General features: G+C 68.4%; 18 protein-coding genes. 16 read left to right on the plus strand and 2 right to left on the minus strand.

The genetic code is table 11. From position 1 onward, the window contains the following. Positions 1–94: 94 nt before the first annotated feature. On the minus strand, positions 95–571 hold the full coding sequence (gene bfr / locus U5N23_RS25885) for a bacterioferritin (RefSeq protein WP_322595589.1): 477 nt from the start codon (positions 569–571) through the stop codon (positions 95–97). A 378-nt stretch (positions 572–949) separates the two neighbouring features. Here bfr and ahpC point away from each other — a divergent pair, with 378 nt between their 5' ends. From ahpC to U5N23_RS25955, 14 genes are all read left to right on the plus strand, one after another. Further along, the gene (gene ahpC / locus U5N23_RS25890) at positions 950–1,525 is read left to right on the plus strand and encodes an alkyl hydroperoxide reductase subunit C (RefSeq protein ID WP_179681443.1); all 576 of its coding nucleotides are present in this window, start codon (positions 950–952) and stop codon (positions 1,523–1,525) included. Positions 1,526–1,707: 182 nt separating this feature from the next. Continuing rightward, positions 1,708–3,315, plus strand: a complete 1,608-nt coding sequence (gene ahpF, locus U5N23_RS25895) for an alkyl hydroperoxide reductase subunit F (protein WP_322595590.1) — start codon at positions 1,708–1,710, stop codon at positions 3,313–3,315. 208 nt (positions 3,316–3,523) lie between these two features. Further along, on the plus strand, positions 3,524–5,761 hold the full coding sequence (locus tag U5N23_RS25900; RefSeq protein ID WP_322595591.1) for a TonB-dependent hemoglobin/transferrin/lactoferrin family receptor: 2,238 nt from the start codon (positions 3,524–3,526) through the stop codon (positions 5,759–5,761). Between the two features lie 37 nt (positions 5,762–5,798). Beyond that, positions 5,799–6,155 carry a hypothetical protein gene (locus U5N23_RS25905; RefSeq protein WP_322595592.1) on the plus strand — a complete coding sequence of 119 codons (357 nt, stop codon included), beginning with the start codon at positions 5,799–5,801 and terminating at the stop codon, positions 6,153–6,155. Next, positions 6,152–7,282 (plus strand): hemin-degrading factor, encoded by a 1,131-nt coding sequence (locus tag U5N23_RS25910; RefSeq protein ID WP_322595593.1) that lies wholly within the window; start codon positions 6,152–6,154, stop codon positions 7,280–7,282. Before U5N23_RS25905 ends, U5N23_RS25910 begins: the two co-directional genes overlap by 4 nt. Further along, positions 7,272–8,147 (plus strand): heme/hemin ABC transporter substrate-binding protein, encoded by an 876-nt coding sequence (locus tag U5N23_RS25915; protein ID WP_322595594.1) that lies wholly within the window; start codon positions 7,272–7,274, stop codon positions 8,145–8,147. Before U5N23_RS25910 ends, U5N23_RS25915 begins: the two co-directional genes overlap by 11 nt. Next, positions 8,144–9,226, plus strand: coding sequence for an iron ABC transporter permease (locus U5N23_RS25920; protein WP_322595595.1), 1,083 nt, complete (start codon positions 8,144–8,146; stop codon positions 9,224–9,226). The genes U5N23_RS25915 and U5N23_RS25920 overlap by 4 nt, the downstream gene beginning before the upstream one ends. Then, positions 9,223–10,035, plus strand: a complete 813-nt coding sequence (locus tag U5N23_RS25925; RefSeq protein WP_322595596.1) for a heme ABC transporter ATP-binding protein — start codon at positions 9,223–9,225, stop codon at positions 10,033–10,035. Before U5N23_RS25920 ends, U5N23_RS25925 begins: the two co-directional genes overlap by 4 nt. Before the next feature lie 112 nt (positions 10,036–10,147). Then, the gene (locus tag U5N23_RS25930) at positions 10,148–10,525 is read left to right on the plus strand and encodes a hypothetical protein (protein ID WP_322595597.1); all 378 of its coding nucleotides are present in this window, start codon (positions 10,148–10,150) and stop codon (positions 10,523–10,525) included. Positions 10,526–10,704: 179 nt separating this feature from the next. After that, a complete protein-coding gene (locus tag U5N23_RS25935; RefSeq protein ID WP_322595598.1) occupies positions 10,705–11,925 on the plus strand; it encodes a TolC family protein in 1,221 nt (406 codons plus the stop codon). 37 nt (positions 11,926–11,962) lie between these two features. After that, positions 11,963–12,511, plus strand: a complete 549-nt coding sequence (locus U5N23_RS25940) for a hypothetical protein (protein ID WP_322595599.1) — start codon at positions 11,963–11,965, stop codon at positions 12,509–12,511. Further along, positions 12,508–13,629 carry an efflux RND transporter periplasmic adaptor subunit gene (locus tag U5N23_RS25945; protein WP_322595600.1) on the plus strand — a complete coding sequence of 374 codons (1,122 nt, stop codon included), beginning with the start codon at positions 12,508–12,510 and terminating at the stop codon, positions 13,627–13,629. The genes U5N23_RS25940 and U5N23_RS25945 overlap by 4 nt, the downstream gene beginning before the upstream one ends. Positions 13,630–13,640: 11 nt before the next feature. Then, positions 13,641–16,760, plus strand: a complete 3,120-nt coding sequence (locus U5N23_RS25950; protein WP_322595601.1) for an efflux RND transporter permease subunit — start codon at positions 13,641–13,643, stop codon at positions 16,758–16,760. 40 nt (positions 16,761–16,800) lie between these two features. Then, complete coding sequence (locus U5N23_RS25955; RefSeq protein ID WP_322595602.1) at positions 16,801–17,190, plus strand: hypothetical protein; 390 nt, start codon at positions 16,801–16,803, stop codon at positions 17,188–17,190. A gap of 73 nt (positions 17,191–17,263) precedes the next feature. Here U5N23_RS25955 and U5N23_RS25960 read toward each other — a convergent pair whose 3' ends face one another. Beyond that, positions 17,264–18,085 (minus strand): pyruvate, water dikinase regulatory protein, encoded by an 822-nt coding sequence (locus tag U5N23_RS25960; protein WP_322595603.1) that lies wholly within the window; start codon positions 18,083–18,085, stop codon positions 17,264–17,266. A 320-nt stretch (positions 18,086–18,405) separates the two neighbouring features. Between U5N23_RS25960 and ppsA the strand changes: the two genes are divergently transcribed. Further along, complete coding sequence (gene ppsA, locus U5N23_RS25965; protein ID WP_322595604.1) at positions 18,406–20,799, plus strand: phosphoenolpyruvate synthase; 2,394 nt, start codon at positions 18,406–18,408, stop codon at positions 20,797–20,799. Between the two features lie 52 nt (positions 20,800–20,851). Next, entirely contained in the window at positions 20,852–21,205 is a 354-nt protein-coding gene (locus U5N23_RS25970) for a DUF4212 domain-containing protein (RefSeq protein WP_322595605.1), read from the plus strand. The last annotated feature ends 63 nt before the right edge of the window (positions 21,206–21,268 follow it).

The raw sequence follows: 21,268 nt of genomic DNA on the forward strand, positions 1-21,268 counted from the left end.
GTGGGTGTTGGACGTTGGCGCTGATTCGTCCGTCTTTTTATGGCCGAGTCTGCTTCTTCTTGTGTTCGCGGGGCGACTCGTGAATGGGAGAAGCTCAGTCCTCTTCGCTCATCTGGGACTGCAGGTAGTTCTGCAGGCCGACCTTTGCGATCAGCTCGATCTGGGTTTCCAGGAAGTCGATGTGCTCCTCGGTGTCGTCGAGGATCTTTTGCAGGATGTCGCGCGAGACGTAGTCGCGCACGGTCTCGCAGTGGGCAATGCCGTCCTTGATGGTGGCCTGGGCACCCTTTTCGGAGCTCAGGTCGCAGGCCAGGATCTCCGGCACGTCTTCGCCGACCTGCAGCTTGGCCAGGTCCTGCAGGTTGGGCAGGCCGTCGAGCATGAAGATGCGGTCCATGAGCACGTCGGCATGCTTCATCTCGCCGATGGACTCGGAATACTCCTTCTTGGCCAGCTTGTCGAAGCCCCAGTGCTTGAGCATGCGGTAGTGCAGGAAGTACTGGTTGATGGCAGTGAGCTCGTTCTTGAGCTGGGCCTGCAGATGGCCGATGACCTGTGCGTCGCCTTGCATGGGGAGACTCCTTGTTATGTTGTTTCGCCGCTGATTGTCGTAAGGCGAAGGCCTGCGTGCAAGGCAAGCCCCCTTACTTGTGTATTGGCTGCGTGTGATGCTGAGTTGTGTTCGCGTTTGTGGCCGGTGCGTCCCGCCGCAGGCGACCGGCAGGGGGCTGCAGACGTTCGCCAGGGTTTCACAGAACGGGGCCACAGTCCGGGATGGGAGCCCGGACGCCTTTGAAACAGCCGCTTTCAACCCGCAACAGACGCAGGGCCGGGTTTCTTAGTATAGTCATAGGCAATTGATTCAATCAAATCAATTAATTGGATTGATGGCCTCAGAAGGCCTAAACTTCATTCCGTAGTCAGTTCAACCACCCTTAAGGAAACAGCAATGTCCCTGATCAACACGCAAGTTCAACCCTTCAAGACCACCGCTTTCGTCAACCGCAATGGCAAGGGCGAGTTCATCGACCTGACCGAAGCCGATCTCAAGGGCAAGTGGTCCGTGCTGATCTTCATGCCTGCCGCGTTCACCTTCAACTGCCCCACCGAAATCGAAGACGCTGCCGACAACTACCCCGAGTTCCAGAAGGCCGGCACCGAGGTCTACATCGTCACCACCGACACGCATTTCTCGCACAAGGTCTGGCACGAAACCTCGCCCGCCGTGGGCAAGGCCAAGTTCCCCCTGGTCGGCGACCCAACGCACCAGCTGACCAACGCCTTCGGCGTGCACATCGCTGAAGAAGGCCTGGCACTGCGCGGCACCTTCGTGATCAACCCCGACGGCATCATCAAGACCGCCGAAGTGCATTCCAACGAAATCGCCCGCGACGTCAAGGAAACCGTGCGCAAGCTCAAGGCGGCCCAGTACACCGCCGCCCACCCCGGTGAAGTGTGCCCCGCCAAGTGGAACGACGGCGCCAAGACCCTGGCTCCTTCGCTGGACCTGGTCGGCAAGATCTGATCGGCTGATTGCATCGGCAGAGCGGCCTTGGGGCCGCTCCCCAGCCGGACAGCGTCATGGCGCGCGTGCGCCATGCCGTCCGGCTTTTTTTCGCCCATTTTTTACGCTCTGTTGCGGACCCAGGCTTGCCACAAGCCGCCTTGGCCCCCACCCTACAAGCCAGAACTCGAAAGGACACCACCATGCTCGACGACCAACTCAAGACCCAGCTTGCCGCCTACCTGGAGCGCGTGACGCAGCCGTTCGAACTGGTGGCCTCCCTGGACGACAGCCCCACCTCGCGCGAGATGCTGGAGCTGTTGACCACCATCCAGTCCCTGCGCAGCGACAAGATCAGCCTGCGCACCGACGGCCAGGATGCGCGCAAGCCCTCGTTCAGCCTGCAGCGCGTGGGCAGCACGAATTCGCTGCGCTTTGCCGGCCTGCCCCTGGGCCATGAATTCACTTCGCTGGTGCTGGCCCTGCTGTGGACCGGCGGCCACCCGCCCAAGGTCGAACCCGAGGTGATCGAGCAGATCGCCGCGCTGGATGGCGACTTCGAGTTCGACGTCTACATGAGCCTGACCTGCCACAACTGCCCGGACGTGGTGCAGGCGCTGTCGCTCATGTCCATCTTCAACCCCAGGATCAAGACCACCGTGGTCGAGGGCGGTGCCTTCCAGCAGGAAGTGGCCGACCGCGAGATCATGGCCGTGCCCATGGTGTTCATGAACGGCAAGGTTTTCGCTTCGGGCCGCATGTCGGTCGAGGAGATCATCGCCAAGCTCGACACTGGCGCTGCTGCCCGCGACGCGGCCAAGCTGTCGGCCAAGGCGCCCTATGACGTGCTCATCGTCGGCGGCGGCCCTGCCGGCGCCGCCGCTGCGGTGTACGCTGCCCGCAAGGGTATCCGCACCGGCGTGGCGGCCGAGCGCTTCGGCGGCCAGGTGAACGACACGCTGGCCATCGAGAACTACATCTCGGTGCTGGAGACCGACGGCCCCAAGTTCGCCGCTGCCCTGGAAGCCCACACCCGTGCCTACGACGTGGACATCATGAACCTGCAGCGCGCCGACAAGCTGATCCCCGCCAGCGAGCCCGGCGGCCTGATCGGCGTGCAACTGGCCAACGGCGCCACGCTGCAGTCCAAGACGGTGATCCTGTCCACCGGCGCGCGCTGGCGCAACGTCAATGTGCCCGGCGAAGCCGAGTACAAGAACAAGGGCGTGGCCTACTGCCCGCACTGCGATGGCCCGCTGTTCAAGGGCAAGCGCACGGCGGTGATCGGCGGCGGCAACTCGGGTGTCGAGGCCGCCATCGACCTGGCCGGCCTGGTGGCGCATGTCACGCTGGTCGAGTTCGCCGACCAGCTCAAGGCCGACGCCGTGCTGGTCAACAAGCTCAAGAGCCTGCCCAACGTGAGCATCCACACCAACGCACAGACCACCGAGATCACCGGTGCCGACGGCAAGGTCAATGGCCTCAAGTACAAGGACCGGGCGACGGGTGAAGAGCACCTGGTACCGCTCGAAGGCGTGTTCGTGCAGATCGGCCTGGTGCCCAACACCGAATGGCTCAAGGGCACGGTGGAGCTGTCCAGGTTCGGCGAGGTCATCGTCGACTCGCATGGCCGCACCAACCTGCCCGGCGTGTTCGCAGCAGGCGACTGCACCACGGTGCCGTTCAAGCAGATCGTCATTGCCGCAGGCGATGGCTCCAAGGCTGCCCTGGCCGCCTTCGACCACCTGATCCGCATGCCGGTGCTGGCCAAGACAACGGCGGAGGCAGTGCCCGAGGCCGTGGCTGCGTGAACCTGCAGGCCCAGCATGGAATGAACGGGAGCCTTCGGGCTCCCGTTTCTGCTTTATGGACTGGGCAATGCTCAGATTCAATTCGTATTGATAATTATTCTCATATAATGCGCCTGTAGCCAGCCATTGCCAGCCCTTGGAAAGGGGCCTCCCGGCGTCCGAAGCCAGCTCTGTTTCCATCCGTCTCAGAGAAAAAGGGTTTCCTGCCGTGGCGCAACCAATCGACCAATTCCCCCGTTTCGCACTCCGTCCGCTGGCCTGGCTGGCCGCGCTGGCGTGTGCCTCCTTCACCGGCGCCCATGCGCAGGCCACGGCTGACGCGCAGCTCGTGGCGGCAGGTCCCGCGCTCAGGGAGGTGGTGATCAGCGGCTCGCGCAGCGAGCAGAACCCCGACGAGCTGCCGATGAGCATCGACGTGATCAATGCACGCATGCTCGAAGAAGGCCAGGTGCGCGATATCCGCGATGCGGTGCGCGAGCTGCCCAATGTCTCCGTCACGCGCTCTCCCGCGCGCTTTTCGCTGGCCAGCGGCTCCACGGGCCGCGAGCAGAACGCGGGCTTCAACATCCGCGGCCTGGACGGCAACCGCGTGTTGATGATGGTGGACGGCATCCGCCTGCCGCGCAGCTACGTGTTCAGCGCCAACGCCTTCGGCCGCGACTACCTGGACATGGGCCTGCTGCAGCGCATCGAGGTGGTGCGCGGCGCCACTTCGGCCCTGTACGGCTCGGACGGCATGGCCGGCCTGGTGAACTTCATCACCGTGGACCCCGAGAATTTCCTCCAGGACGGCAAGACCCTGGGCGGCCAGGTGAGCGCAGGCTACGACGGCGACGACCATGGAAAGCGCCTGGGCGCCACGGTGGCCGGCCGCGTCAACGACACGGTGCAGTGGCTGGTCAGCGGCAGCGTGAACCGCGCCCGCGAGCTCGACAACATGGGTACCAACGCTGCGGCCAACGCTGACCGCACCTTGCCCAACCCGCAGAAGGACCAGTGCGGTGCGCTGCTGGGCAAGGTGGTGCTCACGCCTGGCGGCGGTCAGCGCCATGTGTTCACGCTGGAGCACGTGGACAAGACCTCGGATTACGAGCTGCTCACCGCGCGCGCCAAGCCGCCGCTGGCGGCCACGTCCACGCTGTCGTCCCATTCTTCCACCGACATGCAGCGCACGCGTGCCACGTGGGAAGGCCACTGGCGCCTGAACGCAGGCTTCGCCGACGATGTGAAGGCCACCCTGAGTTTTCAGGACGCGCATTCGCGCGAGTACGCCTTCGAGGACCGCAGCACCGCCGCCGACCGTGTGCGCGACGTGACCTACGACGAGCGCAGCTGGCAGGCCAATGTGCAGGGCAGCAAGGTGCTGCGCACGGGCGGCAACTGGGTGCAGAAGATCACCTACGGCATCGACCATGCGTCTGCCAAGGTCACCAACCTGCAGGACGGCGTGACGCCGCCCGTGGGCGAGACCTTCCCGCTCAAGCGCTTTCCCGATACCACCGAAACCAGCACCGCCCTGTATGTGCAGGACGAGATCGTGAACGGCCCCTGGAGCGTGACGCCCGGCGTGCGCTTCGACACCTTCCGCATCAAGGCCGAGCAGAGCGGCTTCGGCGCGCAGGCGGTCTCGCTGTCGGGCAATGCCACATCGCCCAAGCTCGGCGTGCTGTACCGCGCCACCGATGCCTGGAGCGTGTTCGGCAACTACGCGGCGGGCTTCCGTGCGCCCAACGCCGGCCAGGTCAACGCCTTCTTCGAGAACCCGGTCAGCAACTACAAGACGGTGCCCAACGGCAACCTCAAGCCCGAGAAGAGCCAGAACTTCGAGGTCGGCGTGCGCGGCCGCATGGACGCACTGTCCATCGAGGCGGCCGCCTTCACCGGCCGCTACAAGGACTTCATCGAGGACCTGCGCCAGGTGGGTGGCACCGGCGCGCCGGGCAACCCGCTGGTGTTCCAGTCGGTCAACATCGGCCGCGTCAAGCTCAACGGCTTCGAGATCAAGGGCGACGTGCGCTGGGGCAGCCTCGCCGGCGGCCAGTGGAGCACGCCGTTCGCCTACGGCCAGACGCGCGGGCGCGACACCGCCACCGGCAAGCCGGTCAACACCGTGGACCCATCGCGCCTGACGGCCGGTGTGCGCTATGACACCAGCGCCTTCATGGTGCGCCTGGACATGACGCACGCTGCCGCCAAGAAGGCCGAGGACGTGACCCTGGCCACGGGCAGCACGCAGTACCTCACGCCCTCGTACACGGTGCTGGACCTGTCGGGCCAGTGGCGCATCCGCAAGGACCTGCGCCTGAATGCCGGCATCTACAACCTGACCGACAAGAAGCACTGGCGCTGGGCCGACGTGCGCGGCCTGGCCGCCAACGCCAGCTTCATCGACGCCTACAGCCAGCCGGGCCGCGCCGTGCGCGTCTCGCTGGTGGCGGATTTCTGAGCCACTTTCTCAAACCCACCGCGGAAGGAGACAGACCATGAGCCACGCCAACGATATGCCGGATACCCCCGCCTCCGGCGCCCACTGCGACGAGGAATACAGCCTGCCCTGCGCCGAGGCGCTGCTGGCCGGCACCCTGGCCCTGATGACGGGCTATGTGCAGGCGTGCTGCGACAGCCACCGCGATGCGATGGGCCGCAAGATCACCGCCAACCTGCAGATGCTGGCCGACGCCGAGGGCTTCACGCCGCACTTTCGCACCGTGGTCTGGAGCCTGCAGGGCCGCTGGGCCCAGCAGGGTGCAGGGCAGGGGGGCGATGCCGCGAATGCGGCCCTGTCGGCCGCCGAGCAGCGCCGCGCGCTGTGGCTGACCGCACCGGAGACCGTGCAATGAGCGAGGTACTGATGACGAACAACGCCGACCCGAACGGCATGCGCCTGCAGACCGCGCCCGCCATCCGCGAGCAGTTCGCCGCCGTGCGCGCCACGGGCAAGCGGGCCAAGGATGCCGCCGAAGCGCTGGGCCTGTCCGAAGGTGCGGCCATCGCGGCCCACGCGGGCGAGCACGCATACCCGCTCAAGGCCGTGCCTCTGCAGGGCTCGTGGCTGCAGCTGCTGCAGTCGCTGGAGGCTTGCGGCCCGCTGATGGCGCTGACGCGCAATGAAGGCGTGGTGCACGAGAAGACCGGTATCTACACCAAGATTTCGGCCACCGGCCCGGTGGGCCTGGCGCTGGGCGAGGACATCGACCTGCGCCTGTTCTTCGCGCAGTGGCATGCGGGCTTTGCCGTGACCGAGGCCGCCAGCGACCCGGCGCGCGCGCCCCAGCGCAGCCTGCAGTTCTTCAACGCCCATGGGCGTGCGGTGCACAAAGTGTTCACGCGTGACGCCTCCGACCTGGCCGCGCTCGATGCCGTGGTGCAGCGCTTTGCGCTGCCGAGCGCAGGCTATGTGTTCGGCGCCGCGCCGCTGGCCGAAGTGCCGCGCCCCGATGCCGAGATCGACGCCGCCGGCCTGCGCGAGGCCTGGGCCGCGATGCAGGACACGCACGAGTTCTTCGGCCTCACGAAGAAGTTCGCGGTGGAGCGCCAGCAGAGCTTTCGCCTGGTCGAGGGGCGGTTTGCCTGGCGCCTGGCGAAGGAGTCCGTCACCGCCGTGCTGCAGGAGGCGGCCGCGGGCGGCCTGCCCATCATGGTTTTCGTCAGCAGCGGTGGCTGCATCCAAATCCATACCGGCCCCGTGAACAACATCAAACCACTGGACACACCCGGAGCGCAGTGGATCAATGTGCTCGACCCCGGTTTCAACCTGCACCTGCGCACCGACATGGTGGCCAGCGTGTGGCTGGTGGAAAAACCCACGGCCGACGGCGTGGTGACCTCGGTCGAGGCCTTCGACCATGCGGGCGAGCTGATGGCCATGTTCTTTGGCGCGCGCAAGCCCGGCCAGGCCGAGCTGCAGGGCTGGCGCGATCTGGCGGCGCGCCTGCCGCGATTGCAGGAACTGGCCCATGCCGCGTGATACCGGTTGGATCGAACGCCGCCATCTGCTGCGCGGTGCTGCGGCGTTGCCGCTGTCCTTCGCGCTGGGCCGGGCCCATGCAGCGGGTGCTGCGCGCATCGTCTCGCTGGGCGGCGCGCTGACCGAGGTGGTCTATCTGCTGGGCGCTCAGGCCCAACTGGTGGGCACCGACACCACCAGCCTGTTCCCCGAGGCCGCGCTCAAGACCGCCAAGGTCGGCTACATGCGTCAGCTTTCGGCCGAGGGGCTGCTGTCCCTCAGGCCCGACGCCGTGGTGGGCACCACCGAGGCAGGGCCGCCCGTGGTGCTGGACCAGGTGCGCAGCGCCGGTGTGCGCGTGGAGCTGGTCAAGGCCGACCACACCTGGGACGAGGTGCAGCGCAAGGTGGCTGCCGTGGGCCGCGTGGCGGGCCGCGAACGCGAGGCCGCCGCCCTGCAGACCGACCTCGACGCCCAGTGGGCGGCGGTGCAAAAGAGCGTGGCCACTGCCGCACGGCGCCCGCGCGCGATCTTCATTCTTTCGCACAGTGGCAGCCCCATGGTGGCGGGCACCGGCACGGCGGCCGATGCGCTGATCCGCTTTGCCGGCGGCACCAACGCCATCACCCAGTTCGCGGGCTACCGCCCGCTCACGGCCGAAGCCATGGCCAGCGCCGCGCCCGAGGTGCTGCTCAACAGCACGCAGGGCATCGAGGCGCTGGGCGGCGAGGCGGCGTTCTGGCAGCGGCCCGAGTTGGCGCTTACCCCCGCCTTCCGCCGCAAGGCCCTGGTGACGATGGAGGCCAGCCAACTGCTCGGCTTCGGGCCGCGCCTGCCTGGCACCGTGCGGGAGATCCAGGCGCGCATGCAGGCGATCACCGCGTGAGCGGGTTGGCAGCCGTGCAGCCCCTGGTGCGGCGCACCCCGGGGCGCCTGTCCCCGCGCACCGCGCTGGCGCTGGGTCTCGCGCTGGTGCTGCTGGCCTTTGTCTGGGGCAGCACGCAGGGCGCCTACGCCATCGCTCCGGCCCAGTTGTGGCAGGTGCTGCTGCAGGCCGTGGGTGCCGTGCCCGCCCCCGAGCATGCGCCCGAGTACCTGGTGTTCGTCAACATCCGCCTGCCGCGCCTGCTGATGGGCGTGGCCGCCGGGGCGGGCCTGGGCCTGGCCGGCGCGCTGATGCAGGGGCTGTTCCGCAACCCGCTGGCCGACCCCGGCCTCATCGGCGTGAGCAGCGGCGCCGCGCTGGCGGCGGCCCTGGCCATCGTGCTGGGCATGCACTTTCTGCCCGACCTGCCGCGCACCTTGGGCAGTTGGACCCTGGTGCTCATGGCCTTTGGCGGCGGCCTGGTGGTCACCGCGCTCATCTACGGCCTGGCGCAGGCCGATGGCGGCACACGCATGGGGCTGATGCTGCTGGCCGGTGTAGCCGTCAATGCGCTGGCGCTGGCGGGGATCGGCTACCTCAATTTCATCTCCACCGACGAGCAGTTGCGCAATATCCAGATGTGGCTGCTGGGCAGCCTGGGCGGTGCGCGCTGGAGCGCTGTGGCCCTGGTGGGCAGCGTGGTCGCGGTGGCCTGCGGCCTGGGCCTGGCGCTGGCGCGCCCGCTCAATGCGATTGCCCTCGGTGAGGCGCAGGCCGCGCTGCTCGGCGTGCCGGTGGAACGCACCAAGCGCCTGGCCGTGCTGGTGACGGCATTGGCCGTGGGTGCCGTGACCGCGGCCACCGGCATCATCGGTTTCATCGGCCTGGTGGCGCCGCACTGGGTGCGCCTCGTGGCCGGGCCGGACCACCGCGTGGTGCTGCCGTGCTCGGCCCTGCTGGGCGCCACGCTGGTGCTGGCGGCCGACGTGGTGGCGCGCACAATCGTCAAGCCGGCCGAGCTGCCGCTGGGGGTGCTCACGGCCTTCATCGGCGTGCCGCTGTTCCTCGCCATGCTGCGCCAGTTCAGGAGCAAGGTATGAGCGCCAGCCTGCTCCACCCCGGCGATCCGCTGGTGTGCGATCAACTGGGGGTCGGCTTGGCGGGGCGTCCGCTCCTGGCCACCGTGCATGCGCACCTGGCGCCCGGCCGCGTCACGGCCATCCTCGGGCCCAATGGGGCGGGCAAGTCCACGCTGCTGTCCATGCTGTCGGGCCAGCGCGCGCCGCGCTCGGGCTCGGTGGGCCTCGGGGGCCGGGCGCTCTCGGCCATTGCCGCGCCCGAGCTGGCGCGCCTGCGCGCCGTGCTGCCGCAGGAGACGGCCGTGGCCTTCGACTTCACGGTGCAGGAGGTCGTGGAGATGGGGCGCTTTCCCCACCGCCAGTCGCCCAGCCGACAGGAGACGCGCATCGCCCACGATGCCATGGAAGCGACGGGCGTGGCCCATCTGGCGCAGCGCTGCGTGAACACCCTCTCGGGCGGTGAGCGCGCACGCGCCCACCTGGCCCGTGCGCTGGCCCAGATCTGGGAGCCCCGGCCTGACGGCGCCACACGCTGGCTGCTGCTCGACGAACCCACTGCCGCGCTCGACCTGGCGCACCAGCACCAGGCCATGGCCCTGGTGCGCCGCTGGGCGGTGGAGCAGGGCATTGGTGTGGTCGCGGTGCTGCACGACCTGAACCTGGCGCTGCGCTATGCGCACGACGTGGTGCTGATGGGCGCGGGGCGCTGCGACGTGGGGCCCACCGAGCAGGCGCTGGACGCCGCGGCGATTGCGCGTGTGTGGGGCGTGCAGTGCTCCGAAGTGCGCGCCAGCGATGGCACGCCGCAGTTTCTCGTGGCGGCGGGATGAAGCCGACATGACGATTTGGTCATCTGCCGCAGTCTTGCCCTTGGCCCCATGGGGATATGCGCAGTGGCGCATGCTGCGCCGCGCGATCTTGTCACTAGAATGCGCGCACACCATGCGCCGCCTGCTCCTCGTCTTCCTGCTGCTGTTCATGCCGCTCCAGTCCATCTGGGCCGCGGCATCGCCGTACTGCGGGCACGAGGCCGCGCCGCAGGCCTCGCATTTCGGCCACCATGTGCATGAGCACCAGGCCGATGCATCGGCCGAGCCATCCAAGGCCGACGAAACGCCCGACCACAGAGCCCTGGCCACCACCGGCACGGCCGACATGGACTGCCATGCCTGCCACGGTGCGGGCAGCGGCATGGCGCTGAGCGCCAGCGCCCAGGCCATCGTGGTGTCGGTGGGCCGCCCTGCGTCCCAGGCGGCGCCGGCCTGGGTCCACCCACCCCTCTCCCGCCCCGAACGCCCCAACTGGTCCGTCCTCGCCTGAGCGGCGAGGCGGGGCACCGGGTAGCCCCTTCCTGACGATTCCACGCGGCCTTTGCGGGTAGCAGCGGTGCGCGCATGCGCACCCGGCATCGTGCCTTGCCGATTTCAACCCCGTGGTTCACACCACTGCAGAGGAATCGGATGCAACGAACGAGAAGAAAATACACACCACGGTTGTCCATGATGGCCGTGGCGATGGGGTGGGCGCTGGCCACTGGTGCAGCGCTGGCCCAAGCACCGGCAGCATCGCCGGCCCCACCCCTCACGCTCAAGGCCTTGTTCGACAGGGCCTGGGAGCGCCAGCCCGAGGCCCAGTCGGCCGCGCTGCGGCGCGAATCGGCGCAGGCGGCGCGCAGCGGCACTGCGTCCTGGACGGCCGAGCCCGCCGCGCTGGAGCTGTCCACCAAGACCGACCGCCCCGGCAGCAACCAGGGCAACCGCGAGGTCGAGCTGGGCGTGGCCCTGCCGCTGTGGTTGCCCGGCGAGCGCGCACGCAAGGCCGCGCTGGGCGACGCGGAAATCAAGGCCGTGGAAAGCCGCCGCCTGACCGCGCAGCTGCAACTGGCCGCCAGCGTGCGCGAGGCCTGGTGGGCCCTGCAGCGTGCGCAGGCGGAACTGGGCCTGGCGCAGGACCGGCTGCAGAACGCCCAGCGCCTGGCGGCCGACGTGGCCCGGCGCTTCCAGGCCGGCGACATGTCGCTTGCCGACCAGACCCAGGCCAACGGCGCCGTGGCCCAGGCCGAAGCCGCCGTGGCCGAAGCCACCGGAGCGCGCGATGTGGCGCAGGCGGCCCTGGCTGTCTGGAGTGGCGGCGTGGAGCTGGCCGACGGGGCAGAGCCCGAGGCCGTGCCCGGCGCCGGCCTGCCCGCCGACCACCCCGCCGTGGCCGATTGGCAGGACCAGGCCGAGGTGGCGCGCCGCGCCGCCGACCTGGCTGCCGTGCAGACCCGCGCCAACCCCGAGTTGACCGTGGCCGCCACGCGCGGGCGTGAGCAGGCGGGCGAGCGCTATCTGCAAAGTTTCACCGTCGGGCTGCGCGTTCCCCTGGGCGGCGGCGACCGGGCGCGCGCCAAGGAGATCGCCGCACGCGCCGACGCGCTCGATGCCGAGGTGCGCGCCCGCGTGGAGCAGGACCGTCTGGCTGCCGAGGTGGCTGCCGCCACGGCGCGTGTGAAGGCCACGCAGGCCCAGCGCGAGGCCATGGCCCGCCATGCGGTACTGGCGCGTGACACGCGCGGCTTCATCGACAAGGCCTTCCGCCTGGGCGAGGCCGACTGGCCCACGCGCCTGCGCGTGGAGCTCGAGGCCGTGCAGGCCGAGCGCCAGTGGGCGCGTGCCCGCATCGATGCCGCAGCCGCTGTCTCCACCCTGCGCCAGGCCATGGGCCTGCTGCCGCAATGAGCAGCCTACCTATCTCGACACCATTTTTGTGATCACCATGCAACTCCCTTCTCTTTTTTCCGCACTGGGCTTGGCCCTGGTGTTGGGCCTCACGCCCCTGTGGGCACTGGCCGACGATGGCCACAACCATGGCGAGGCACCGGCCACCGCCGCCGGCCCGGCCCTGCCGCGCTTTGCCGCCACCTCCGACCTGTTTGAACTGGTCGGCGTGCTCGACGGGCAAAAGCTGGCGCTCTACCTCGACCATGCGGGCGACAACAGCCCCGTGAAGGAGGCCCAGCTGGAGCTGGACATTGCCGGTGCGCGCGTGACCCTCACCCGCGTCGCAGAGGGCGAGTTCCAGGCCGCTCTGGCCGCGCCGCTGGCCGAGGGCGTGAGCCCCGTCACGGCCACCGTGGTGGCCGGCACCGAGACAGACCTGCTGGCTGGCGAGATCGATGTGCATGCCGCTGCGCATGCCCATGCCGAGCCTGCGGGCCGGCGCAACGCGCTGGTGGCCGGTGCCGTGGGCGCCGTGCTGCTGGCCCTGGGCGCCGTGTGGGGTCTGCGGCGTGGCCGCGCCGCCCGCGTGGGAGGTGCCGCATGAAGCACTCCCTTGCGATCCGCACCCTGGCCGCCTTGCTGGTGGCCGCCGGCCTGTACGCTCCGCAGAGTGCTATGGCCGGCGAAGGCCATGACCATGGCGACGCCCCTGCCGCCGCCGATGGCAATGGCCCCAAGCGCCAGCCCGATGGCAGTGTGTTTTTACCCAAGCCCGCGCAGCGCCAGCTGGGCGTGCGCACCCTGGTGGCGGCCGAAGGCCGGCACCCCAAGGCCTTCGAACTGGCCGGCACGGTGATGATGGACCCCAATGCCGGCGGCAAGGTGCAGGCTGCGCTGGCCGGCCGACTGGAGGCCGGGCCCAAGGGCCTGCCCGGTGTGGGCCAGGCGGTGCGCAAGGGCGAGGTGCTGGCCTATGTGGTGCCCACGGCGGGCGCCATCGAGCGCTCCAACCAGATGGCCCAGCAGGCCGAGCTGCGCGCTGCGCGCGATCTGGCGGCACGGCGCGTGGCGCGTTTGAAGGACCTGGCGGACACCGTGCCGCGCAAGGACATCGAGGCGGCCGAAAGCGAGCTGCAAAGCCTGACCCAGCGCCTGGGCGCCGTGGGGGCTGGCCTGGCGACCCGTGATGCGCTGGTGGCGCCGGTCTCGGGAGTGATTGCGTCGGCGAACGCGGTGGCGGGCCAGGTGGTGGATGCGCGCGAGCTGCTGTTCGAGGTGGTGGATCCCGCGCGCCTGCGTGTGGAGGCCCTGGCCTACGACACGGCGCAGGCCCACAGCGTGGCCGGTGCCGCGCTGGCGGTGGGCGGGCAGCGCGTGCCGCTGCGCTTTCTGGGGGCGGCGCGCAGCCTGCGCGACCAGGCGCTGCCGCTGCAGTTTGCCGGTGACTCGGCGGTGCTGGGCACCCTGGCCCTGGGCCAGCCCGTGCGCGTGTTCGTGCAGTCCACCGAGCAGGCTGCTGGCGTGCAGGTGCCCGTGGCCTCGCTGCTGCGCAACCCCGCGAACCAGACCATTGTCTGGGTCAAGGAGGCGCCCGAGCGCTTCGTGCCCCGGGTGGTCACCTACGTGCCGCTGGACGGCACCTCGGTGGCCGTGACCTCGGGCCTCAAGGCCGGTGACCGCGTGGCCACGCAGGGCGCCACGCTGATCAACCAGGTCCGCTAGGAGCCAGCACCATGTTCAAGTGGCTACTCGAAAACAGCCTGGCCAACCGGCTGCTGGTGCTCATCGCGGCCGGCGTGCTCATGGCCTATGGCGCCTTCACGCTCTCGCGCACGCCGGTGGACGTGTTCCCCGATCTCAACAAGCCCACCGTCACGCTGATGACCGAGGCCGGCGGCATGGCCGCCGAGGAGGTGGAGCAGCTCATCACCTTCCCGCTGGAGACGACCATGAACGGCCTGCCCGGCGTGGAGAGCGTGCGCTCCACCTCCAGTGCGGGCCTGTCCTTCATCTACGTCACCTTCGACTGGAGCACGGACATCTTCAGTGCGCGCCAGATGGTGTCCGAGCGCCTGTCGTCCATGGAGGAGGGGTTGCCCGTGGGCGTGACACCGCGCATGGGGCCCATCAGCTCCATCATGGGCGAGATCATGCAGGTGGCGATCCCCATCGACGTGCAGCGCACCACGCCCATGGCCGTGCGCGAGTACGCCGACTGGGTGCTGCGCCCGCGCCTGCTGGCGATTGCCGGCGTGGCGCAGGTGATCCCCATTGGCGGCGAGGTGCGCCAGTTCCAGGTGCAGCCGCAGACGGCGCGCATGGCCGAGCTGGGCATCACGCACGACCAGCTCACGGGCGCGCTCAAGGGCTTTTCGGCCAATACCTCGGGGGGCTTTCTGGAGCTCAACGGGCGCGAGTACTTGATACGCCACCTGGGCCGCACCTCGCGGCTGGAAGACCTGCAGAACCTGGCGCTCACCGCCAAGAACGGCCAGCCCGTGCTGCTGCGCCAGGTGGCCGAGGTGACGTTTGCCGCGGCCCTCAAGCGCGGCGACGCGGGCTTCGAGGGCAAGCCCGCCGTGATCCTGGGTATCCAGAAGCAGCCCACGGCCGACACGATTGCGCTCACGCGCAGCATCGAGGCAGCGCTGGGCGATCTGAAGAAGTCGCTGCCCGCGGGCATGGAGGCGCCGCGCGTCACCTTCCGCCAGGCGAGCTTCATCGAGGCCTCGGTCACCACCTTGCAGGGCAAGCTCATGGGTGCCTCGGTGTTCGTGGCGGTGATCCTGTTCGTGTTCCTCGGCACGCTCAGGCCCACGGTGATCGCGCTCACGGCCATCCCCGTGTCGATCTTCATCACGGCGCTGGTGTTCAAGTACTTCGGCCTGTCGATCAACACCATGACGCTGGGCGGACTGGCCATTGCCATTGGCGGCCTGGTGGACGATGCGGTGGTGGACGTGGAGAACGTGCTGCGCCGCCTGAAGATGGACCGCGAGAAGCACCCGAACCACCGCCTGCATCCCATCGAGGTGGTCAAGCTCGCGTCGATGGAGGTGCGCTCGGGCATCCTCTACGCCACGGCCATCATCGTGCTGGTGTTCCTGCCGCTGTTTGCGCTGCCGGGCATCGAGGGGCGGTTGTTCGTGCCGCTGGGCATCGCCTTCATCGTCTCCACCGTGGCATCGCTGCTGGTGTCGGTCACGGTCACGCCGGTGCTGGCCTTCTACCTGCTGCCGCGCATGAAGAACCTGGACCATGGCGACACGCGCGTGGTGGCCTGGCTCAAGTCGCGCTACCGCAGCGGGCTGCTGGGCGTGCTGGCGCGGCCGCGTGTGGCCCTGGCCGTGAGCGCGGTGGCGGTGGTGCTGTCGGTGGCGGCCGTGCCGTTCTTTCCGACCACCTTTTTGCCGCCGTTCAACGAGGGCACGCTGCTCATCGGCATGCGCCTGAACCCGGGCGTGACGCTGGCCGAGTCGGCCGCACTGGCCAGCCAGGCCGAGGTGCTGGTGCGCCAGGTGCCCGAGGTCACGCATGTGGGCCGGCGCAGCGGCCGGGCCGAGCTGGACGAACATGCCGAGGGCGTGCACGTGAGCGAGCTCGACGTGGGCCTGCTGCCCGCGGCCGAGCTCAAACGCAGCATGGCCGAGGTGCAGGCCGACATCCGCAGCCGGCTGGCGCAGATGCCGGCGGCCATCGCCATCGGCCAGCCGATCTCGCACCGCATCGACCACATGCTCTCGGGGGTGCGCTCGCAGATCGCGATCAAGCTCTTCGGCGAAGACCTCGACACCCTGCGCGGCCAGGCCGATGCGCTGCGCGCGCGCTTGGCCAGCATCGACGGCCTGGCCGACCTGGAGGTGGAAAAGCAGGTGCTGGCGCCGCAGATCACCGTGCGCGTGGACCATGCCGCCGCCGCACAGTACGGCGTGCCGGCCGCGCAGGTGCTGGCCACGCTGCAGGGCCTGGTGGAGGGCGAGAAAGTCACGCAGATCGTGGAGGGCAGCCGGCGCTTTGCGCTGGTGGTTCGCCTGCCCGAGAGCGCGCGCTCACTCGAAGGCCTGGCGCAGATCATGATCGAGACCCCGCGCGGGCGCGTGCCGCTGTCGCGCCTTGCGAGCATCGAGGACGGCGACGGCCCCAACCAGATCAGCCGGGACGACGGCAAGCGCCGCATCGTGCTCTCGGCCAACGCGCAGGGCCGGGCGCTGTCCGACGTGGTGGCCGACATCCGCAAGGTGGTGGGCGAGACGCGCCTGCCGGACGGCTACTTCATCACCCTGGGCGGCCAGTTCCAGGCCCAGGAGGAGGCCAGCCGCCTGGTGGGCATGCTGGCCATCGTCTCGCTGGTGCTGATGTTCGTGGTGCTGTACACGCGCTACCGCTCGGCCACGCTGTCGGCGCTGATCATGGCCAACATCCCGCTGGCGCTGGTGGGCGCCGTGCTGGGGCTGTGGATTTCGGGGCAACCGCTGTCGGTGGCGGCGCTGATCGGCTTCATCACGCTGGCGGGCATCTCGGTGCGCAACGGCATCCTGAAGGTCAGCCACTACCTGAACCTGATGCGCGTGGAGGGCGAGAACTTCGACCACGCCATGATCGTGCGCGGCTCGCTCGAACGCCTCTCCCCCGTGCTCATGACGGCCCTGGTCACCGCCTTCGCGCTGGCCCCGCTGCTGCTGGAGGCCGAGCGCCCCGGCACCGAGATATTGCACCCGGTGGCGGTGGTGATCTTCTCGGGCCTGATCAGTTCGACCCTGCTTGACACCTTCCTGACCCCGGCCCTGTTCTGGTTGTTCGGCCGCCGTGACGCCGAACGCCTGCTGGACGACAAGAACGCCGAGGCCTTCTGAGCTTTTCCCCTGTTTCCGTCAACCGTTTGAAAGGACACCCATGAAAACCAAGTACCTCCTGGCCACGCTGGCCCTGGCCCTCTCTGGCGCAGCATTCGCTGCCGGAGACCACACCCATGGCGACGACCACAAGCCGCAGCACGGCGGCATCGTGGCCGGCACGCACGACATGGACTACGAACTGGTGGCACGGCCCGACGTGATCACCCTGCACCTGCGCGACCACGGCAAACCGGCCAGTTCCCAGGGCGTGGGCGCCAAGCTCACGCTGCTCAACGGCACCGAAAAGTCCGAGGCCGTGCTGGTGCCGGTAGGCGAGGGCAGGCTCGAAGCCAAGGGCACGTTCAAGGTCGCGGCGGGCACCAAGGTGGTGGCGCTGGTGACCCTGCCAGGCAAGAAGCCGGCGAATGTGCGTTTTGCGCTGAAGTAAGGCGCCAACCGGGGGAGACCCCTGTTCACGCGAAGCCCCTGCCAGCCCATGGCCGGGGCTTTTTGTTGGAGGCTCAGTACACCAGCCGTTCCGGGCGGATTTCCTGCAGGATGGTGGTGGCGATCTCTTCGATCGACTTGGTGGTGGTGGACAGCCAGCGGATGCCGGCGCGGCGCATCATGGCCTCGGCCTCGGCCACCTCGTGGCGGCAGTTGACCAGGTCGGCGTACTTGGAGTTGGGCCGGCGCTCGTTGCGGATCTCGGACAGGCGCTCGGGCTGGATGGTCAGGCCGAAGATCTTCTTGCGGTGCGGCTCCAGCGCGGGCGGCAACTGGCGGCGCTCGAAATCCTCGGGGATCAGCGGGTAGTTGGCCGCCTTCATGCCGTACTGCATGGCCAGGTACAGGCTGGTGGGGGTCTTGCCGCTGCGGCTCACGCCCACCAGGATCACATCGGCGCCGGCCAGGTCGCGGTTGCTCTGGCCGTCGTCGTGCGCCAGGCTGAAATTGATGGCCTCGATGCGGTCGGTGTACTCCTTGCTGCGGCTCACGTCACTGAAGCGGCCCACGCGGTGGTGGGACTTGATGCCGAGCTCCTCTTCCAGCGGGTGCACGAAGGTGCCGAACATGTCCAGCAGCATGCCACGGCAGCCCTCCTGGATGACGCGCAGCACCTCCATGTTGACCAGCGTGGTGAAGACGATGGGCTTCTTGCCCTCGATCTCGGCCGTGTGGTTGATCTGGCGCACCGTCTGGTGCGCCTTGTCCACGCTGTCGATGAAGGGCAGGCGCACATGGCGCGGTTTCATCTCGAACTGGGCCAGGATGGCATTGCCGAAGGTTTCTGCCGTGATGCCGGTGCCGTCCGAGACGAAGAATACGGTGCGCGTGTGCATGGGGCAGGGCCTTTCGGTGCTGGGGCCTGTCCACCGGCCGGTGATGGCCGTGCAGGCGCCTTTGGATGGGCGGGAAGGGGAATGTGGGGGCCTTGGCCGTTGTAATACCCGGGACTACAGGCATCGTAAACAGGTTCCTGCCCGTGGCTGGGCCGGCCGGCCTACAATTGTGTCAATTATCCAAATTTCTCAACCATGCACTTCGTCGGCCTACAACCACAACGACAAAGCCACCGCCAGTGCATGGCAGCTCGCCCCACGGTGCTCCCTTGTGGGAGCGGGCGCGCAGACGACCCGGTTTCAACTTCTGGAGCTTTCCCATGTCTGCACTTTTCAGCCCGACCGCCCTGGTCGTACCGTTTGAAAACCTGAGAATGACCGATGTCGAGTCGGTGGGCGGTAAAAACGCCTCCCTCGGCGAAATGATCTCCCAACTGCCCGAGGGTGTGCGCGTGCCCACCGGCTTTGCCACCACGGCCCACGCCTTCCGCGAATTCCTGGCCCACGATGGCCTGGCCGACAAGATCAGCGCCAAGCTCGCGAGCCTCGATACCGAAGACGTGCGCGCTCTGGCCCGCGTGGGCGCGGAGATCCGCGCCATGGTCGAGGCCCAGCCCTTCCCGGCCGATCTGCAAAAAGCCATTGGCGAAGCCTTTGCCACCCTGTCCGCCGGCAACCCGCAGGCCAGCTTCGCCGTGCGCTCGTCCGCCACGGCCGAGGATCTGCCAGACGCATCGTTCGCCGGGCAGCAGGAGACCTTCCTGAACGTGGTGGGCATCGACGACGTGCTGCACAAGATGAAGGAGGTGTTCGCCTCCCTGTACAACGACCGCGCCATCTCCTACCGCGTGCACAAGGGCTTTGCCCACGACGTGGTGGCCCTGTCGGCCGGCGTGCAGCGCATGGTGCGCTCCGACCTGGGTGCTGCGGGCGTGATGTTCACCATCGATACCGAATCGGGCTTCGAAGAAGTCGTCTTCATCACCAGCAGCTACGGCCTGGGCGAGACCGTGGTGCAGGGCGCCGTGAACCCCGACGAGTTCTATGTGCACAAGCCCATGCTCCAGGCTGGCAAGAAGGCCGTGATCCGCCGCAACCTGGGCAGCAAGCTGGTGCAGATGGTGTTCTCCACGGCCGAGGAAAAGGCCGCGTCGGGCAAGCTGGTCAAGACCACCGACGTGCCCACCGAGCAGCGCAACCGCTACTCGCTGACCGACGCCGACGTGCAGCAGCTGGCGCACTATGCGCTGGTGATCGAGCAGCACTATGGCCGCCCGATGGACATCGAATGGGGCAAGGACGGCACCGACGGCCTGCTCTACATCCTGCAGGCGCGTCCCGAGACCGTGAAGAGCCAGTCCAAGGGCCAGGCCGAGATGCGCTACAAGCTCAAGGGCCAGGGCACCGTGCTGGCCGAGGGCCGTGCCATCGGCCAGAAGATCGGCACCGGCCCCGTGCGCCTGGTGCACAACATTGCCGAGATGGACAAGGTGCAGCCCGGCGACGTGCTGGTGACCGACATGACCGACCCCAACTGGGAACCGGTGATGAAGCGCGCCAGCGCCATCGTCACCAACCGCGGCGGCCGCACCTGCCACGCGGCCATCATCGCGCGCGAACTGGGCATCCCGGCCGTGGTGGGCTGTGGTGACGCAACCGAGCTGCTCAAGGACGGCACGCTGGTCACGGTGAGCTGCGCCGAAGGCGACACCGGCCACATCTACGATGGCCTGCTCGAAACCGAGGTCACCGAGGTGCAGCGCGGCGAGATGCCCAGCATCCAAACCAAGATCATGATGAACGTCGGCAACCCCCAGCTGGCCTTCGACTTCTGCCAGCTGCCCAACGAAGGCGTGGGCCTGGCGCGCCTGGAGTTCATCATCAACAACAACATCGGCGTGCACCCCAAGGCGATCCTGGACTACCCGCAGATCGACGCCGACCTGAAAAAGGCAGTGGAATCCGTGGCCCGCGGCCATGCGAGCCCGCGCGCCTTCTACGTGGACAAGGTCGCCGAAGGCGTGGCCACCATCGCCGCAGCCTTCTACCCCAAGCCGGTGATCGTGCGCCTGTCGGACTTCAAGAGCAATGAGTACCGCAAGCTCATCGGCGGCAGCCGCTACGAGCCCGAGGAAGAAAACCCGATGCTGGGCTTTCGCGGTGCGGCGCGCTACTTGAGCGCTGACTTCGGCGAGGCCTTTGCGATGGAGTGCGAGGCGCTCAAGCGCGTGCGCAACGAGATGGGCCTGACCAACGTGCAGGTGATGGTGCCCTTCGTGCGCACCCTGGGCCAGGCCGAGCGCGTGACGCAGCTGCTGGCCCAGCACGGCCTGCAGCGCGGCAAGGACGACCTCAAGGTCATCATGATGTGCGAGGTGCCGAGCAATGCCATCCTGGCCGAGCGCTTCCTGGAGTTCTTCGACGGCTTCTCCATCGGCTCCAACGACCTGACCCAGCTTACCCTGGGCCTGGACCGCGACTCGGGCCTGGAACTGCTGGCCCACGATTTCGATGAACGCGACCCCGCTGTGCAGGCGCTGATCCACCAGGCCATCAAGGCCTGCCTGGCCCAGGGCAAGTACATCGGCATCTGTGGCCAGGGCCCCAGCGACCACCCTGACTTCGCGCAGTGGCTGGCGGCCGAGGGCATCTCCTCCATCTCGCTGAACCCCGACAGCGTGATGGCCACCTGGCAGCAACTGGCTGCGGGCTGAGATCTTGCGGGCACGGGCACGGGAATCCATGCAACGCCCTGGCTGATCCGCGATGCCCTTGCCGCCCCGTGCCCCCACCCAGTCTGCCGAGCCCGAGCTTGCAGGCCCTTTTCCGCCCGACCTGCACGACGTGCGCCACCTGTGGCTCAAGGCCGGGTTGCTGAGCATCTGGGTGCTGGTGTCCTTCGTGGCCACCTATTTCGCGCGTGACCTGCAGTTCCTCATTCCGGGCGGCTGGCCGCTGGGCTACTGGATCGAGGCGCAGGGCGCGGTGCTGGTGTTCATTGCCATCGTGGTGGTGTATGCCTGGGCCATGAACCGCTTCGAGCGGCAGGACGAACGGCGCCGCCTGGCGCTGGAAGCCGCCCCGCCAGCGGAAGGCAAGCCTGCTGTGGACAGGGACTGACGCCGTGCGCAAGCAGGGCCCAGCAGGAGCGCCCTCCGGCCATGCGCCCGGGGCCGGCACGGG

Origin of the sequence: Acidovorax sp. (assembly GCF_034519795.1) — a bacterium.
Classification (GTDB): Bacteria; Pseudomonadota; Gammaproteobacteria; order Burkholderiales; family Burkholderiaceae_C; genus Acidovorax.

Excerpts from the sequence above, each read along its gene's own strand:
- bfr (WP_322595589.1), bottom strand. The coding sequence starts at position 571 with ATGCAAGGCGACGCACAGGTCATCGGCCATCTGCAGGCCCAGCTCAAG.
- ahpC (WP_179681443.1), top strand. The coding sequence starts at position 950 with ATGTCCCTGATCAACACGCAAGTTCAACCCTTCAAGACCACCGCTTTC.
- ahpF (WP_322595590.1), top strand. The coding sequence starts at position 1,708 with ATGCTCGACGACCAACTCAAGACCCAGCTTGCCGCCTACCTGGAGCGC.
- U5N23_RS25905 (WP_322595592.1), top strand. The coding sequence starts at position 5,799 with ATGAGCCACGCCAACGATATGCCGGATACCCCCGCCTCCGGCGCCCAC.
- U5N23_RS25910 (WP_322595593.1), top strand. The coding sequence starts at position 6,152 with ATGAGCGAGGTACTGATGACGAACAACGCCGACCCGAACGGCATGCGC.
- U5N23_RS25915 (WP_322595594.1), top strand. The coding sequence starts at position 7,272 with ATGCCGCGTGATACCGGTTGGATCGAACGCCGCCATCTGCTGCGCGGT.
- U5N23_RS25925 (WP_322595596.1), top strand. The coding sequence starts at position 9,223 with ATGAGCGCCAGCCTGCTCCACCCCGGCGATCCGCTGGTGTGCGATCAA.
- U5N23_RS25930 (WP_322595597.1), top strand. The coding sequence starts at position 10,148 with ATGCGCCGCCTGCTCCTCGTCTTCCTGCTGCTGTTCATGCCGCTCCAG.
- U5N23_RS25935 (WP_322595598.1), top strand. The coding sequence starts at position 10,705 with ATGATGGCCGTGGCGATGGGGTGGGCGCTGGCCACTGGTGCAGCGCTG.
- U5N23_RS25940 (WP_322595599.1), top strand. The coding sequence starts at position 11,963 with ATGCAACTCCCTTCTCTTTTTTCCGCACTGGGCTTGGCCCTGGTGTTG.
- U5N23_RS25945 (WP_322595600.1), top strand. The coding sequence starts at position 12,508 with ATGAAGCACTCCCTTGCGATCCGCACCCTGGCCGCCTTGCTGGTGGCC.
- U5N23_RS25950 (WP_322595601.1), top strand. The coding sequence starts at position 13,641 with ATGTTCAAGTGGCTACTCGAAAACAGCCTGGCCAACCGGCTGCTGGTG.
- U5N23_RS25955 (WP_322595602.1), top strand. The coding sequence starts at position 16,801 with ATGAAAACCAAGTACCTCCTGGCCACGCTGGCCCTGGCCCTCTCTGGC.
- U5N23_RS25960 (WP_322595603.1), bottom strand. The coding sequence starts at position 18,085 with ATGCACACGCGCACCGTATTCTTCGTCTCGGACGGCACCGGCATCACG.
- ppsA (WP_322595604.1), top strand. The coding sequence starts at position 18,406 with ATGTCTGCACTTTTCAGCCCGACCGCCCTGGTCGTACCGTTTGAAAAC.
- U5N23_RS25970 (WP_322595605.1), top strand. The coding sequence starts at position 20,852 with ATGCCCTTGCCGCCCCGTGCCCCCACCCAGTCTGCCGAGCCCGAGCTT.